We start from the raw sequence: 15171 nt of genomic DNA, 5'->3' as shown, positions 1-15171 counted from the left end.
GGTGCGGTAGTTCAGTCGGTTAGAATACCGGCCTGTCACGCCGGGGGGCGCGGGTTCGAGTCCCGTCCGCACCGCCACCTTATAGATAAGCCCTGACTGAAAAGTAAGAGCTTTTTCTACTTCTGCACAATAAACCCTCCGTTAGCCCGTAATGCTTCCGACATTCACGAACACCGATTGAAACCCCGGTCTAAAATCCCTATAACAGACAAGTGCTATGGGAAAGAAAGAAGTTGGGCGAGAAAGTGCGAAAAAAAACCTATGCAATGCGATATACAGCGGGGCAGCCGGCCGAGCAGATCTTTCCGCCGGGCGCCATGCTGCATCTGGGGCAGGCGCTTCCTCCCGGCGCGCCGCTGACGCCCGATACCCAGCTACGCGTGCTGGTATGGAATATTTTCAAGCAGCAGTGCGCTGACTGGATGTCTGTACTGCAGGGGTTCGGCAAAGATGCGCATCTCATGCTGCTGCAGGAGGCGCAAACCACTCCTGAACTGGTGCAGTTTGCGACCAGCAACTACCTCGCTGCAGATCAGGTGCCCGCTTTTGTGCTGCCGCAGCATCCGTCTGGCGTCATGACGCTGGCTTCTGCCCACCCCGTCTACTGCTGCCCGCTACGCGAGCGCGAGCCGCTGCTGCGCCTGGCGAAATCCGCCCTGGTTACGGCCTATCTGCTGCCGAACGGCGAAATGCTGATGGTAGTCAACATCCATGCCGTTAACTTTAGTCTTGGCATCGACGTCTACAGTAAACAGCTGGGACCGATTGGCGAGCAGATCCTGCATCATAAAGGCCCCGTCATTATGGCCGGTGATTTTAACGCCTGGAGTCGCCAGCGCATGCATGCGCTCTATCGCTTTGCAAGGGAGATGGCGCTAAAAGAAGTGAAGTTTACGGACGATCACCGACGCAAGGCGTTTGGCCGTCCGCTTGATTTCGTCTTCTACCGCAATATGGGTGTCAGCAAGGCGTTAGTGCTGGTCACGCGCGCTTCAGACCATAATCCGCTGCTGGTTGAGTTTAGCGCCGCATCATCATAGCAGCGCGATAAAGGTGAAGTAGGGCGGTAGGCGTGCCAGATTCGTCAAGTTCTCAATAATGAGCCTGTCGCTGCCTAAAACCCGTTGATGCACAGGGTAGGTATCGCTGCCGAAGGCGTCGATCGACAGCGCATCCGTACCCAGCACGCTCACGCCCCGGTCAATCAACATCTCCGTGCCTTCTGCTGACAGTCCCGGCCAGTCGGATAAGAAGGGGTCCTGTTCAGGGCGTCGCGCCCATTTGGCATCCCAGCCGGTATGGAAAATCGCGATATCATCCGGGCCGATGGCGCCATGCTGGCTCTCCCAGCGTTCAATTTCCGCCGTGCCAAAGGTTGCGCCAGGCGCGACATCGCGTACATCAATCAGCACACCGCGCCCTATCAGCAGGCGTACATCAACCTGTTCGATCGTTTTGCCCGTCGCAATAAAGTGAGAGGGGGAGTCAACGTGCGTGCTGCAGTGATCGCCCATTACCAGCTGGCAGTTGTAATTGCTGTCTCCCCCGGCATAGCTCTCATTCTCGCCAAGCAGGAATTTTGGATGCGTGGGCCAGACCGGCATCCGAGGCTGGTAAAGATGGTTAAGCTCAACCACTTCGCTGGCGCGTAGCTGTTTCCAGAGTGCAGTCATTTATCCTCGCTTGAGATCCACCGTTTCCATAAAGACGCGCAGCAGCTGGAAGGCGACCAGCGTCTTACTGAACGCGGTCGCTACGCCAGAGACGATTTCAACCAGCACCGGCAGGCACCAGTTTTAGCAGCGACGATAGCCGGTACCGATATAATCGGAGAGCAGGCCGAACAGCACCGCGCCGGTCAGCATGCCGAAAAAGAAAAAGCTGAGTGAGTTGATCCAGCCAGCCTGCACCTCGCTGATATTGAAATCCTGCACAATGGCGGGCAGCAACGTGGGCAAGATAATGCGATCGATCGAGTTCATCAAAATCGCCAGCGTGGTGATCACCAGCATCCACAATGGAAGGGGGTGGGCGCGCGGCAGCAATCCCCGCTTAACCGCAGGCGGTTGCTGCGAATACGTCGTGTCGTCAGGCAGCTGCCTGGTTTTCACTTACTGATTAAGAGTATCGCTCATAACCTTACCCTGTCATATTGACTTGAAAGGCGAAAAAGAAGGCACTAGACGGCGCGTTCACTCCTCGCGCAATTACGCCAGAGGAAACAATCCGGCTACACGAAAATTCAAGATTGTTAACATGGATCGCGATAACATGCCATACAAGTATCTTGTGGTTAATAATTGATCGCTGTCACGCGAATAAGCAGACGCTGGGGCGAGGAAGTCAGGAAAGCCCAGGAAAAGAAAAGGAAAGTGAAAAAGGCTAACAATTGTTGACCTTTTCAACGCATCAGGTATCGAGCGATGCGTTATTATTTACAAAGAGCATTAGCCGGTCGCCGGGCTAGGTATCTTTCGCGTTGCTCAGGATAGTATTCCAGCGCATCACGTCTTTGATATCGACACCGTGGCGTTGGGCAATGCTGGCAAGAGAATCACCTTTACGCACGCGATAGGTGATGCTGTTGCTATTATCAGACAGGCTAGTGCCGCTGTCGCCGACGGTCAGCGTCTGACCGGGACGAATGCTGTCGCTCTGCAGATGATTCTGCTGCTTCAGCGTAGCTATGCTAACGCCCAGTTTGCTGGCGATGCCTGAAAGCGTATCGCCGCGACGAACTTTATAACCGCCCGACGCGCTCGCTTTCGCCAGCTGAGTCGGTTGTACCGCTACGATATCGCCAGAAGCCAGCGAGCTACGCAGCTGCGCCACATGGGACTTAGGCACTAAAATGTACTGAGGTCCGTTTGGCGCAGTGGCACCCTTTTTGTAGCCGGTATTAAAGCTTTTCAGCTTGTTCAGCGACATGTCAGCCATCTCAGCGGCCTGCGTCAGCTGCATCTGCTGTCCAACTTCAACACGCGCCAGCGCGCGACTTTCGCCAGGGGGCGGCAGCTTAATGCCGCAGAGTTTGTTGTTCTTGAGCAGTTCGCTCAGGGCCAACATTTTCGGCACGTAGACCGTGGTTTCGCGCGGCAGCGACAGATGCCAGAAGTCGGTCGGCTTACCGCGCGCCTTGTTCTGTTTAATTGCTTTCAGTACGCGACCTTCGCCGCTGTTATAGGCAGCTACGGTCAGCAGCCAGTCGCCGTCAAACATCTTGTTCAGGCGCTGCATCATATCTAACGCAACTTTGGTTGAGGCCACCACATCGCGGCGTCCGTCATACCACTGGTTCTGTTCCAAACCATAATTTTTGCCCGTTGTTGCAACGATCTGCCAGATGCCTGCGGCATTGGCGGAGGAGGTTGCATGTGGGTCAAAAGCGCTCTCCACTATAGGTAGCAGTACCAGTTCCATCGGCATTTTATGTTTCTGTATCTGCTCGACAATCCAGTACATGTACGGCTCTGCCCGTAATGTTACATCGTGGAGATAGCTCTTACTTTTCAGGTACTTTTGTTTTTGTTCGCGGATTCGGCTATTTTCCGGAATCCCCATCTTCAACTCGTCACTAATGAAACTCCAGAGATCGGTATCTTCGGCGAGGCCAGTTCCATCTTTCTGCCATTGCGGCGACAACATTCGATCACCGTACTTTCCATTTTCACCTTGACCAGCTGAAGACAGACTCTGGGCATACTGTTCGGGGATATTGGCGTCATTCCGTGATGCCTGACATCCCACCAGCAAGACCAAGGCGAGTAATATCGCTTTAGCCTTCATGTGTGTGTCAATAGTTCGCTTAAAAGATGAGTAACTATACGTAACCCCTTGTCACAACACAACCCGTAAGATCAAGTATCGCCTTCGCTGACCACGATAGTCGCGCCTTTGCCTTCGGTTTCCTGCGGACCGTAGACGGAAAGGTCGGGGAAGCGCGTCAGCAACTCTTGCACGCCGCCGACGTGATCGTGGTGATCGTGGGTCAACAGAATCGCAACGGGACACCAGCCGTTGGCATCGACTTTTTCCAGTACCGGTTGCGCCTCGCCGGGATCGACAATCAGGCAGTCGCCCGCATGGTCATTTAGCGTCCAGATCCAGATGTAGTTATCCTGCAGCGCAGGAATTCTGGTAAGATTCATAATTACCCCTAGCAGGCCGTTAGAAAAGGAAGATGGTAAAGCATGAAGCCCGCCAAGACACGCCAAATTCTGACCGTGCCGCACTCATGGCGCGATATGCCATGGGGGAACTATTTCCGCGACGCGCTGACTCAGCAGCTACAGCCTTACCTCGGAAAGCTATATGGCTTTCATATGCTTAAGATTGGTAACCTTAGTGCAGAAATCAACACTGAGCATTGCGCCATTTCACATCGGGTGAATGTAGGCAGCAAAGGGGAGTTGCTGCAGGTGCTGGCGCAGCCGACGCAGCTGCCGTTTGAATCTAAATCGGTGGACGTCTGCCTGCTGGCACACACGCTGGCCTGGAGCCAGGACCCGCATCGGGTGCTGCGCGAAGTGGATCGCGTGCTGATCGATGACGGCTGGATGATTATCAGCGGCTTCAATCCCTTTTCGCTGCTGGGCGTTAGCAAGGCGTTGCCGGGCATCCAGCGCAAGGCGCCCTGGAGCGGCTGGATGTTCAGCCAGACGCGCCTGCTCGACTGGCTGGGGCTGCTCAATTATGAAGCGGTCTACCGCACACGCTTTCAGGTGGTGCCTTGGCATCGACAGGGTGGCAAAACCATCAGCGCACATCTGCCGGCGCTGGGCTGCCTAAATATCGTCGTCGCGCGCAAACGCACCTTCCCGCTGACGCCGACCAGGGCGAAAAAGTCGCTGACCAAGGCGCAGCTGTGCCCGGCGGTCAACGCCACGCGGCAGTTTCGCGCGGCGCGCGATCAGGATTCGACCCGGTAGCTGATATCTTCCAGCTGCGGTCGCTCCGCGGCGCTGCGCGCCAGTTCGTTGCAGCGCTCATTTTCCGGGTGGCCGGCGTGGCCTTTCACCCATTCCCACCGAATGTCATGCGCCGCCAGCGCGCTGTCGAGGCGCTGCCAGAGGTCCACATTTTTCACCGGCTTCTTTTCTGCGGTCTTCCAGCCGCGCTTTTTCCAGTTGTGGATCCAGCTGGTGATGCCCTGACGCACATACTGGCTGTCGGTGCTCAATACCACATTGCAAGGATCTTTCAGCGCTTCCAGCGACACGATGGCTGCCATCAGCTCCATGCGGTTATTGGTGGTCAGCCGGTAGCCGGCGCTGAACAGCTTTTCATGCTTGCCATAGCGTAAAATCGCGCCGTAGCCGCCCGGGCCGGGATTGCCGAGGCAGGAGCCGTCGGTAAAAATTTCTACCTGCTTGCGCATCTCTGGTAGACTCCCTTCTGAGAAAAACGCTAAGTCTGACATAAAACGAATCCTATGAGCACTGCAATTAACCGCCAGATCGTCCTCGATACTGAAACCACAGGTATGAACATGATCGGTGTGCATTATGAAGGTCACCGCATTATCGAAATCGGTGCAGTAGAGGTGGTCAACCGTCGCCTGACCGGCAACAACTTCCATATGTATCTGCACCCCGACCGGCTGGTAGATCCGGTAGCGTTCGGCATGCACGGCATCGCTGACGAGTTTCTGGCCGATAAGCCGACCTTCGCCGACATTGCGAATGAGTTCCTCGACTATATCCGCGGCGCGGAGCTGGTGATCCATAACGCCTCGTTCGATATCGGCTTTATGGATTACGAATTCTCGATGCTGAACCGCGGCATCGGCAAAACCGACACCTTCTGCCGCATTACCGACAGCCTGGCGATGGCGCGCAAGATGTTCCCCGGCAAGCGGAACAGCCTGGATACTCTCTGCTCGCGCTACGAGATCGACAACAGCAAGCGTACGCTGCACGGCGCGCTGCTTGACGCCGAAATTCTGGCGGAAGTCTTCCTGACCATGACCGGCGGCCAGACGATGCTGACCTTTTCGCAGGAGGGGGACAGCACGCAGCAGTCATCGGGCGAGACCATTCAGCGCATCGCGCGTCCCGCTTCCGCGCTGCGCGTGATTGCCGCCTCGGATGAAGAGGTGATGGCGCACGAGTCGCGTCTCGATCTGGTGATGAAAAAGGGCGGCAGCTGCCTGTGGCGCGGCTAAAACCTGTTGTTTTGCCGTTTAATTCATCGTTAAGCGTAAAAAAACAGCAAACGCGCCGCGCGCGCAGAAAAAGCGTTGACGGGGGATCGCGCGCCCATTAATATGCGCCTTTGTTCCCGACGGGGAACACAGCGCGGTGCGGTAGTTCAGTCGGTTAGAATACCGGCCTGTCACGCCGGGGGGCGCGGGTTCGAGTCCCGTCCGCACCGCCAACTATTCAGCAAGGCCGATTCAGCAATGAATCGGCCTTTTGCTTTTTCTCTTTCCCGCTTTTTGCTCTTTCTGCATCGCCACGCCATTGGCAAAGGCGTTCGCCGCGCCCGCCTCGCGCCAGATAGCGATAGCAACCGCCGCCCATTGCCGCGCCGATAAACCAGCTGAAGCTGGCGACCTCATGCAGCGCCGGAATAAAGCTGGCGATCAGGCCGATGGCGACAGCAGGCAGCATCGCGCCAATCACGTTGGGATTAAAGCCGCTGCGATACCAGTAGATCCCCTATGGCGTGGCGTCGAACAGGTCGTCCACGCTAACGCGGCCACGCTTAATCAGGTAGAAGTCCGCCAGCAAAATGCCGAACAGCGGGCCGATAAAGGCGCCCAGCACGTCCAGTGTATAGTGGATCAGCTCCGGTGACTGAAACAGATTCCACGGCGTCAGCAGCACCGAGCCGACGTCGGCGATCATCCCATTGGTGCGGAAGCTGATTTTCTGCGGCGAGCAGTTAGAGAAATCAAACGCCGGGGAGACGAAGTTGGCCACGATATTGATGCCGATAGTGGCGGTGATCATGGTCAGCAGCCCAATCGCTACCGCCACATCGTTACCCACCATGCTGACGGTCTCGACGGGATCGGTAATCATCCAGCCGAACAGCGACTGGGTGCACGATACAATCACCACCGTCACCACCGTCACCACAGACACCACAGAAAAGAGCAGAAAGTTGAACGGCAGGCCCCAGCGGTTGCCGCGGCGAATTTCGCCCATACTTTTGCCGTAGCTGGAGAAGTCGCCGAAGTTGAGCAGCGGCCCGGAGAAGAAGCAGGAGACCACCAGCGCGGTGGCGGTGATCATCTGCCAGCTCCGCTCGCTGGTGCTCAGCATCTTGCTGGTCAGGGTAAAGGAGATGCCGTCAAAGCCGGTTCTGTATACAATCCAGCCCGCCAGCCCATCACCACATACACTGCTGGCCCCGCCACATCGATAAAGCACTTAATGGCGCTCATGCCGTGCCAGAACACCATCGCCTGCAGCAGCCACATCACGCCGAAGCAGCACCAGCCCAGCAACGACAGCCCCAGCCAGCTGGCCTGGGTGAGCGACATCAGCGACGGGAAAAACTTCAGCAGCACCAGCATCAGCGCATTCGCCGCCAGATAGGTCTGCATGTCGTACCAGCCGAAAGCGATTAGCCCGCGGACCACCGCCGGAATATTGGCGCCGAACGCCTGGCGGCAGATCACTGCATAGGGTACGCCCGCCATCTGGCTCGGCTTCGCCACCAGGTTGGCGCAGAGCTGCACGATGCAGATGCCCGCCAGCAGGCAAATCAGCATCTGCCAGCTCGCCAGACCCAGCGTAAAGAAACTGGCGGCGACCACATAGCCGCCCATGCTGTGCATATCCGACATCCAGAACGAGAAGATGTTGTACCATGTCCAGTTCTGCTGGCGCGTCGGTGCCAGATCCTCATTGGTCAGGCGTGGGCTTTAGCGCACGCGTCATCGGCGGACGCGGAAGGGCTGTTGAGATGATTTGGCATGAAACCTACTCCTCTTCAAGACGTTAAAGGGTTTACGCAACGAACAGGCTTTCGCAGGATTCAGGCCAAAACGGAAATCTTGTATACAAAAAAATCTATTCACGTATACGATGTGGGCACACAGCGACCTGAGGGAGCCGGAAATGAGAAGTGAAACAGGCCACGGCGCAGCGGCCGATCTGGTTGATAAAGATGAACCTATTTACCAGGCGTTGATGAACGCCATCGTAGAGCACCAGCTGCCGCAAGAGGCGCTGGCCGAGGTATTCGGCGTCAGCCGCACCGGCATTTGCAAAGTACTGCAGCGCCTTGCCGCAGTGCAAATGGTCACGCTGTTGCCCAGACGCGGTGTACAGGTGGCGACGCCCGGCGTCGACGAGGCGCGCAATATTTTTCGCACTCGCGCGCTGATCGAGTGCGCCAACCTGCCGGCAGTGCTAGCACGTCTGCAGCCGCCCCATCTGGCGGTGCTGATGCAGCGCATCGCCCTGGAGCAGCATGCGCATGAGGCGCGCGACGGCGCGGCGGCCATCCGTCTCTCCGCTGCTTTTCATATCGAGCTGCAGGCGGTGTCGGGCAATCAGGTGCTGACCGAGCTGGTCACGCGCCTGACGCAGCGCTCCTCGCTGGTAATCGCCGCCTGGGACGCACCCTTGCAGCGCTGCTGCCGCTGCGACGATCACGACAGGCTGGTGGCCCACCTGCGCGCTGGCGACCTCGCCGCGCTGACCCAGGCGCTGCAGCACCACTTCGACCATATCCTTTCCAGCCTGCACTTTGAGCGTAGCGGCGAGACGCTGCCGGACTTTGCGCGGTTATTTGCCCGTCATAAAGAGGTGACATCATGAGCCTGATTCAGGTCATCAACCCCAATACCAGCCTAGCGATGACGGAGACGATCGGCGCAGCGGCGCGCGCGGTTGCCGCGTCGGGCACGGATATAATCGCGGTGTCGCCGTCGCAGGGCGTGCCCTCTGTGGAGGGGCACTTCGACGAAGCGGTGGCGACGATCGGGGTGCTGGAGCAGATCAAGCGCGGTAGAGAGCAGGGCGTCAGCGGCCACGTTATCGCCTGCTTTGGCGATCCGGGACTGCTGGCGGCGCGCGAGCTGGCAAGCGGGCCGGTTATCGGCATCGCTGAGGCGGCGATGCATACCGCGACGCTGGTGGCGACGCGCTTCTCCATCGTGACCACGCTGCCGCGCACGCTGGTGATTGCGCGCCATCTGCTACAGCAGTACGGCTTCACGCACTACTGCGCTGCGCTGCACGCCATCGACCTGCCGGTGCTGGCGCTGGAGGACGGCAGCGGGCTGGCGCAGGATAAGGTGCGCGAGCGCTGCCTGGCGGCGAAGCAGCAGGATGGCTGCGGCGCCATCGTGCTCGGCTGCGGCGGAATGGCGATGCTGGCGCATCAGCTGACGCGAGAGCTGGAGATGCCGGTCATCGACGGTGTCAGCGCGGCGGTGAAGATGGTCGAAACGCTGGTGGCGCTTGGCTTTGGCACCAGCAAGCATGGCGATCTCGCCTGGCCGATCGCCAAACCTCTCTCTGGCGCGTTTCAGCATCTAAACTAACGGAACCTTGCTTCAATACCACAGGAAATCCTAATGGATAGTGCAGAAAAGAAAGAGTACAGCTTCAACAAAAACTATCCGCGCGATCTGGTCGGCTATGGCGCCACACCGCCGCATGCCGCCTGGCCGCACAAGGCGCGCGTGGCGGTGCAGTTCGTGCTCAACTATGAAGAGGGCGCGGAGAACAACGTGCTGCACGGCGACGCCGGCTCTGAACAGTTTCTCTCCGATATCATCGGCGCCGCCAGCTATCCCGACCGCCATATGTCGATGGACTCGCTTTATGAATATGGCTCGCGCGCCGGCTTCTGGCGCATTCACCGCGAATTTCAAAAGCGCGGCCTGCCGCTGACGGTGTTTGGCGTTGCCATGGCGCTGGCGCGCCATCCCGAGATCGTCGAGGCGATCAAAGAGGCGGATTACGATGTGGTCAGCCACGGCTGGCGCTGGATCCACTATCAGGCGATGGATGCCAAAACCGAGCGCCAGCATATGCAGCAGGCGGTCGACGTCCTGACCGACCTGTTCGGCAAGGCGCCGACCGGCTGGTACACCGGGCGCGACAGCCCGAACACGCGGCGGCTGGTGGTCGAGCAGGGCAGCTTCAGCTATGACAGCGACAACTACGGCGACGATCTGCCGTTCTGGACGCAGGTCACCTGTCAGGATGGCACCGTGAAGCCCCATCTGATTATCCCCTATACGCTGGAGTGCAACGATATGCGCTTCGCCACGCCGCAGGGCTTCAACACCGCCGAGCAGTTTTTTACCTATCTGCGCGACACCTTCGACGTACTGTATGAAGAGGGCGAAACCCAGCCGAAGATGATGTCGGTCGGCATGCACTGCCGCCTGCTGGGGCGGCCTGGCCGCTTCAAGGCTTTGCAGAACTTCCTGGACCATATTCAGCAGCATCAGGATGTCTGGATCTGCACGCGGCAGGCGATCGCCGAGCACTGGATGGCGACCCATCCTGCGCCGCAGGTCTGATCCTCTCCACTTCGCGGCAGCGCCCTTAGCGGCGGTGCCGCGTCACCTCTTTTCCTGCCGTCGCGGCTGACAGGCTGCACTTTCTCTCCGATAAAAGGCCTGTAAAAGCAGGGGTTGTTACGCTAGTTTCAATCAGCGAAAATCGCGAACCATAATTTTTTCTGATGACTGAGCTTCCGAACCATGACTGAATTGCGTCAGGCGAAGTGGACAAGCACGTTGCGCACCTTTATTGCCCGCCTCTGGCCGCACCCGCTGCCGGGTGCGGAAAAAGAGATCGCCGTCGCCAGCCTGGCGCCGGGCTGGGGCTGACTATCACCAGCCTGATCAGCCACTGGCTGCTGGGTCAGGTTAATCTGTGGTTTGTCGCGCCGATGGACGCCTCGGCGGTGCTGCTGTTTGGCCTACCGAACAGTCCGCTGGCGCAGCCATGGTCGATTGTCGGCGGCAATCTGGTCGCGGGGCTGATTGGCGTCATCCGCCGCCCATGATAATTCCCTATGCGCCGCTGGCCTGCGGCATTGCGGCCAGTCTCGCCATTGCGGTGATGTTCCAGCTGCGCTGCCTGCATCCGCCCAGCGGCGCGGTATCGCTTAAGGCCATACTCGGCGGCGGCGGCGTGCAGCAGCTGGGCTATCAGTTTATGCTGACGCCGGTACTGCTCAACTCGCTCTGTCTGGCGTTGCTGGCACTTGTCTTCAATAACCTCGCGGGCCGCCGCTACCCTCATCCGCTGGCCGCAGCCGAGTTGAAATCGCAGCCGGTGGCGCTGGATGTGCCGATTACGCACGACGACCTGCATCAGGCGCTGGCAGAGGGAGAGCTGCTGGATATCGATGAGGACGATCTGCAATAGCTGCTGCAGCGTGCCGAAACCATCACCGCCGCGCGTGACGATGCTTTAAAGGCTCGCTGCTGGCAGGCCAGCGCGTATGACGATGCCCGCCTGGCGCGCGATGTTGCGCCAGCCTTCGGCTGGTGGTGCAGCCTCAGGCTTCGCTCATCAGACTGACCTGTGCGGCGACGATGCGCCAGCCGTCGGGTAGTCGAACCCAGCTCTGCTGCTGGCGGCCGATTTTCGTGCTGCCCGCGCGTGTGAACTCGGTGCTGCACACCGCATACTCTTCGCCGAAGGTGGTGATCAGGCTGTTGCGCAGGGTGCGCGCCAGCCCGGCAGACGGACGCTGGGCGCGAAAGGCGCGGATCGCCTCAATGCCGTAAAGGTTCTCGCCCGCGCCCAGCCGCACGGTGCGATCATCGTGCCAGAACAGCGCATCCAGCGTCTCACTATCATTGCTCACTAGCGCCTGCTCGTAGCGGTAAAACGCGGCGGTCACCTCCGCCACCACGTGCGGCAGATTAATCTCTTCAGCTCTCATGCTGTTTTCTCCAGACAGGCTGGCGCCAGGGTAATGCCCTGCTGCTCCAGCGCGAAAGCGACTCGCAGCGCGGCGGCTTCGTTAAAGGGGGCGGCGATCAGCTGCAGCCCGATGGGCAGGCCGCTTTGCGTCGCCAGCGGCACGCTGCATACCGGCAGGCCGAGAAAAGAGATCGGCTGCGTCAGCATGCCCATACTGGCGCGCGACGGTAGATCGACGCCGTTAATGCGGATGCTTTCCTGACCAATCAGGGGCGCCGTACAGGGCGTTGCTGGGGCGATCAGCACGTCGAAGCTGCTGAATAGCGGCAGCACCTGCTGCTGGAAATGGCGGCGGAAGCGCTGCGCCTGCACATACCAGGCGGCGGGCAGCATCGCTCCCGCCAGCAGCCGTTCGCGCGAGGCGGGCTCAAACCGCTCCGGCGTGGCGCGCAGCGCCGGCAGATAGTGGTTGCCTCCTTCGCTGGCGGTCACGATAAAGGCCGCCGATCGCGCCAGCTCCGCCTCCGGCAGCGTCACCTCATCGTCGATCGCCAGCGCGCGCGTGGCGCGCGCCAGCGCGTCGCGTGCGTCATCGTCGCACCAAGTTGAGAAAAAGCCCCCCAGCAGCGCGCAGCGCTGGCCCGTTTCTTCCATCCCGACCAGTGTCGGATCGGCGGGCCGGTCTGCCTGGAACGCGTCATGGTGGTCGCGCCCCTGCAGAATGTCATACACCAGCGCCAGATCCTCGACGCGCCGTGCGAAGGGACCGATATGATCGAGGCTGGCGGCAAAGGGATGGCTGCCGCTGCGCGACAGGCGGCCAAAGGTCGGCTTCAGGCCGAAAATGCCGCACAGCGACGCGGGCACGCGAATCGAGCCGTTGGTATCGGTGCCGAGCGAAAAGTGCGCCAGTCCTGCCGCCACTGCCGCCGCGGATCCGCCAGACGATCCGCCCGCCATGCGTGTGGGATCGTGCGGGTTGCGCGTGGCGCCGAAGTGGCTGTTCTCGGTGGTAAAGCCGTAGGCGTAGGCGTCCATATTCAGCATGCCGGAGAGTAGGGCGCCGGCGCGGCTGAGGCGGCTTACCGCCCAGGCGTCCTGTGTCGCCGCCGGGCGATCCTGAAACAGCGCCGCGCCCGCCAGCGTGCTGTGGTCCGCCACGTCGAACAGGTTTTTCACCGCGTAAGGCACGCCTGCCAGCGGCGGCAGGCTCTCGCCGCGCCGCCGCTGCGCGTCCACCGCGTCAGCCTCGCGCAGCATGCGATCCGCGGTCACCTCGGTCCAGGCGTTGAGCCTGTGCTGCCGCTCAATGCCCTGCAGAGTCTGCTGCGCCACCTCGCGCGCGCTGAGGTCGCCGCGCGCAATCGCCTGCTGCAGCGACTGAACAGAAAATTCGCTGAGGTTCATGGGTGAAATACTCCCGCCACTTCCAGCCTGTCGTCGAGGGGAAAGGCCATCAGTGGCGCCGCCAGCGCGGCGATGCGCGCCAGCTGGATCTGCAGTTCGGCGCGGCGCGCCTCGTCCAGCTCCAGCGCCAGCAGCTGCTCCATCTGTGTCAGATAGCTTGCCCAGTCAGTTGTTCGATCCATATCTCTCTCCTGTCAAAAACCGCTCGCGCTGCCGTTGCTGCGCGGATCGCATGCCCCTTCCAGCATGCCGTTGTTGTGGCGCACGATGGCGCCCGCATGGCCCACCGCTTCGCTGAAGTCAGGCAGCAGCTCTACCTCGTGTCCCAGCTGGCGCAGCCTGGCGACGGTCTCTGGCGCGAAGCGGCTCTCCAGCTTGAGCGAGTCGGAGGCGTTGCCCCAGGTGCGCCCCAGCAGCCAGCGCGGCGCGCTGACCGCCTGCTGCAGCGGCATGCCCTGCAGAACGTGGCGGGTAAAGATCGCCGCCTGGGTTTGCGGCTGGCCGTCGCCGCCCATCGCGCCGTAAATCAGCGTGCGGCCATCTTTTAGCCGCGCGGCGGCGGGGTTGAGGGTATGAAACGGCTGCTTGCCTGGCGCCAGCGCCAGCAGATGATCGGGATCGAGGCTGAAGGCGGCGCCGCGATTCTGCCAGGTAATGCCGGTGCCGGGGATCACCACGCCGCTGCCGAATTCGTGATAGATGCTCTGAATAAAGGAGACGGCGAGGCCGCTGCTGTCCATCACCCCTATCCACACCGTGTCGCTGGGGCCGCGCCCGGTGCCCCAGGACGCGGCCTGACTCTCGCTTACCTGGCTCGCTAGGGTGGCGAAATGATCCTGGCTCAACAGCGACTGCGCCTCGCAGTCCATATGGCGCGGATCGGTAAGATGGGCGTCGCGCAGTGCAAAGGCCTTTTTCGTCGCCTCGACGATACGGTGCACCGTCTGCGCCTCGTCAGCCTGCGCCATCGCCAGATGGTCGGTGACGCCGAGGATTGTCAGCGACACCAGGCCCTGGGTCGGAGGCGCGATATTCCACAGGTTGCCCTCGCTGTGCGCCACGTGCAGCGGCACACAGCGGCGCGCGCGCTGCTGCTGCAGATCTGCCAGCGTTAGCGGCATGCCGAGCGTTGTCATCTCGCGCGCCAGGTGATGCGCCAGCTCGCCGCGATAGAAACTGTCGAGACCCTGCTCGCTCAGCAGGCTCAGCGTTTGCGCCAGCGCCGGCTGGGTAAAGCGGCTGCCTTGGCGCGGCGGTTCGCCGTCCGGCAGAAAGGTGGCGGCAAAGCCGGGCTGATGCGCAAGCTCGTGTTGCTTGGCGGCGGTCGCGGCTGCCTGCGAGGCGGTGACCGGAATGCCGTCGGCGGCGTAGCGGATCGCGTCGCGCAGCAGGCGCGGCAGAGACAGCGGCTCGCCGCCCAGTTCGGCGGAGAGCGTCAGCGCCTCTTGCCAGCCGCTCACCGTCCCGGCTACCGTCAGCGCCGCCTTCGGACCGCGGTGGGGAATGGCGCGTTCGCCGTGGTAGAAGTCGGGATGCGCCAGCGCGCCCGCTGCGCCGCTGGCGTCGATGGCGACCGGATCGCCGTTGGGCGGTAGCACCAGCCAGAAGCCGTCGCCGCCGAGGCCGTTCATATGGGGGTAAATTACGGCAATGGTGGCGGCGGCGGCGACCATCGCCTCAATGGCGTTACCGCCGTCGCGCAGCACCGCCAGCGCACTCTCGCTCGCCAGATGATGCGGCGCGACCGCCATCCCCAGCGGAGCCATGTTGCTCTGAATCATGTTCCCTCTTCATTTTCAGACAGTCATGCGTAAAATCAAGCAAGAGCCGTTCCAGTTTTTTGCGCGTCGCGCCGCAGCGGTAACCTGGATCGAATTGTGCTAGTTTCTGCTAAAACGAAAGTTACAGGACA

At 60.4% G+C, this 15171-nt stretch carries 14 protein-coding genes, 2 tRNA genes and 3 pseudogenes; 9 read left to right on the top strand and 10 right to left on the bottom strand.

Translation table 11 applies throughout. From position 1 onward, the window contains the following. Both EIO60_RS06940 and EIO60_RS06935 read left to right on the top strand, forming a co-directional pair. A tRNA-Asp gene (locus tag EIO60_RS06940) sits at positions 1–77 on the top strand. Positions 78–245: 168 nt separating this feature from the next. Then, positions 246–1040 carry an endonuclease/exonuclease/phosphatase family protein gene (locus EIO60_RS06935; protein ID WP_258576313.1) on the top strand — a complete coding sequence of 265 codons (795 nt, stop codon included), beginning with the start codon at positions 246–248 and terminating at the stop codon, positions 1038–1040. On the opposite strand, the gene EIO60_RS06930 is transcribed toward EIO60_RS06935, so the two are convergent. The 4 genes and pseudogenes from EIO60_RS06930 to EIO60_RS06915 form a co-directional block, all read right to left on the bottom strand. Then, positions 1035–1673, bottom strand: a complete 639-nt coding sequence (locus EIO60_RS06930) for a cyclase family protein (RefSeq protein WP_258576287.1) — start codon at positions 1671–1673, stop codon at positions 1035–1037. The genes EIO60_RS06935 and EIO60_RS06930 overlap by 6 nt on opposite strands. Before the next feature lie 123 nt (positions 1674–1796). Then, the gene (locus tag EIO60_RS06925; protein ID WP_258576286.1) at positions 1797–2012 is read right to left on the bottom strand and encodes an MFS transporter; all 216 of its coding nucleotides are present in this window, start codon (positions 2010–2012) and stop codon (positions 1797–1799) included. A gap of 451 nt (positions 2013–2463) precedes the next feature. Then, positions 2464–3786 (bottom strand): murein transglycosylase D, encoded by a 1323-nt coding sequence (gene mltD, locus EIO60_RS06920; RefSeq protein WP_258576285.1) that lies wholly within the window; start codon positions 3784–3786, stop codon positions 2464–2466. A 77-nt stretch (positions 3787–3863) separates the two neighbouring features. Then, positions 3864–4148: pseudogene (locus EIO60_RS06915) on the bottom strand (MBL fold metallo-hydrolase); the annotation flags it as partial. A gap of 42 nt (positions 4149–4190) precedes the next feature. On the opposite strand from EIO60_RS06915, the gene EIO60_RS06910 reads away from it, so the two are divergent. Next, positions 4191–4928 (top strand): class I SAM-dependent methyltransferase, encoded by a 738-nt coding sequence (locus tag EIO60_RS06910; RefSeq protein WP_258576284.1) that lies wholly within the window; start codon positions 4191–4193, stop codon positions 4926–4928. Here EIO60_RS06910 and rnhA read toward each other — a convergent pair. Beyond that, positions 4910–5377 carry a ribonuclease HI gene (rnhA, locus tag EIO60_RS06905; protein WP_258576283.1) on the bottom strand — a complete coding sequence of 156 codons (468 nt, stop codon included), beginning with the start codon at positions 5375–5377 and terminating at the stop codon, positions 4910–4912. The genes EIO60_RS06910 and rnhA overlap by 19 nt on opposite strands. Before the next feature lie 54 nt (positions 5378–5431). Between rnhA and dnaQ the strand changes: the two genes are divergently transcribed. Both dnaQ and EIO60_RS06895 read left to right on the top strand, forming a co-directional pair. Then, positions 5432–6163, top strand: a complete 732-nt coding sequence (gene dnaQ, locus EIO60_RS06900; protein ID WP_258576282.1) for a DNA polymerase III subunit epsilon — start codon at positions 5432–5434, stop codon at positions 6161–6163. A 135-nt stretch (positions 6164–6298) separates the two neighbouring features. After that, positions 6299–6375 (top strand) — tRNA-Asp (locus EIO60_RS06895). A gap of 5 nt (positions 6376–6380) precedes the next feature. Here the strand turns inward: EIO60_RS06895 and EIO60_RS06890 are convergent. After that, a pseudogene (locus EIO60_RS06890) lies at positions 6381–7864 on the bottom strand (NCS1 family nucleobase:cation symporter-1). 205 nt (positions 7865–8069) lie between these two features. Between EIO60_RS06890 and EIO60_RS06885 the strand changes: the two are divergent. The 4 genes and pseudogenes from EIO60_RS06885 (at position 8070) to EIO60_RS06870 (ending at position 11348) form a co-directional block, all read left to right on the top strand. Beyond that, positions 8070–8774, top strand: a complete 705-nt coding sequence (locus EIO60_RS06885; protein WP_258576281.1) for a GntR family transcriptional regulator — start codon at positions 8070–8072, stop codon at positions 8772–8774. Next, positions 8771–9502 carry an allantoin racemase gene (hpxA, locus tag EIO60_RS06880; protein WP_258576280.1) on the top strand — a complete coding sequence of 244 codons (732 nt, stop codon included), beginning with the start codon at positions 8771–8773 and terminating at the stop codon, positions 9500–9502. The genes EIO60_RS06885 and hpxA overlap by 4 nt, the downstream gene beginning before the upstream one ends. 33 nt (positions 9503–9535) lie before the next feature. Continuing rightward, positions 9536–10492: an allantoinase PuuE gene (gene puuE, locus EIO60_RS06875; RefSeq protein WP_258576279.1), complete on the top strand. Its 957-nt coding sequence runs from the start codon at positions 9536–9538 to the stop codon at positions 10490–10492. Between the two features lie 183 nt (positions 10493–10675). Continuing rightward, positions 10676–11348 (top strand): annotated as a pseudogene (locus EIO60_RS06870) (HPP family protein). A 133-nt stretch (positions 11349–11481) separates the two neighbouring features. On the opposite strand, the gene hpxZ reads toward EIO60_RS06870, so the two are convergent. The 4 genes from hpxZ to EIO60_RS06850 are packed head-to-tail and all read right to left on the bottom strand — an operon-like array spanning position 11482 to position 15040. After that, positions 11482–11871 carry an oxalurate catabolism protein HpxZ gene (gene hpxZ, locus EIO60_RS06865; RefSeq protein ID WP_258576278.1) on the bottom strand — a complete coding sequence of 130 codons (390 nt, stop codon included), beginning with the start codon at positions 11869–11871 and terminating at the stop codon, positions 11482–11484. Then, positions 11868–13259, bottom strand: coding sequence for an AtzE family amidohydrolase (locus EIO60_RS06860; RefSeq protein ID WP_258576277.1), 1392 nt, complete (start codon positions 13257–13259; stop codon positions 11868–11870). The genes hpxZ and EIO60_RS06860 overlap by 4 nt, the downstream gene beginning before the upstream one ends. Further along, positions 13256–13441, bottom strand: coding sequence for an oxalurate catabolism protein HpxX (gene hpxX / locus EIO60_RS06855; protein ID WP_258576276.1), 186 nt, complete (start codon positions 13439–13441; stop codon positions 13256–13258). The genes EIO60_RS06860 and hpxX overlap by 4 nt, the downstream gene beginning before the upstream one ends. Positions 13442–13453: 12 nt before the next feature. Further along, entirely contained in the window at positions 13454–15040 is a 1587-nt protein-coding gene (locus tag EIO60_RS06850; protein ID WP_258576275.1) for a gamma-glutamyltransferase family protein, read from the bottom strand. Between the last annotated feature and the right edge of the window lie 131 nt (positions 15041–15171).

Origin of the sequence: Candidatus Pantoea persica, from assembly GCF_013753875.1 — a bacterium.
GTDB classification, from domain to species: Bacteria; Pseudomonadota; Gammaproteobacteria; order Enterobacterales; family Enterobacteriaceae; genus Pantoea; species Pantoea persica.
The sequence above is the reverse complement of the archived record's forward strand: the minus strand, read 5'-3'. Positions and strand labels throughout refer to the sequence as shown.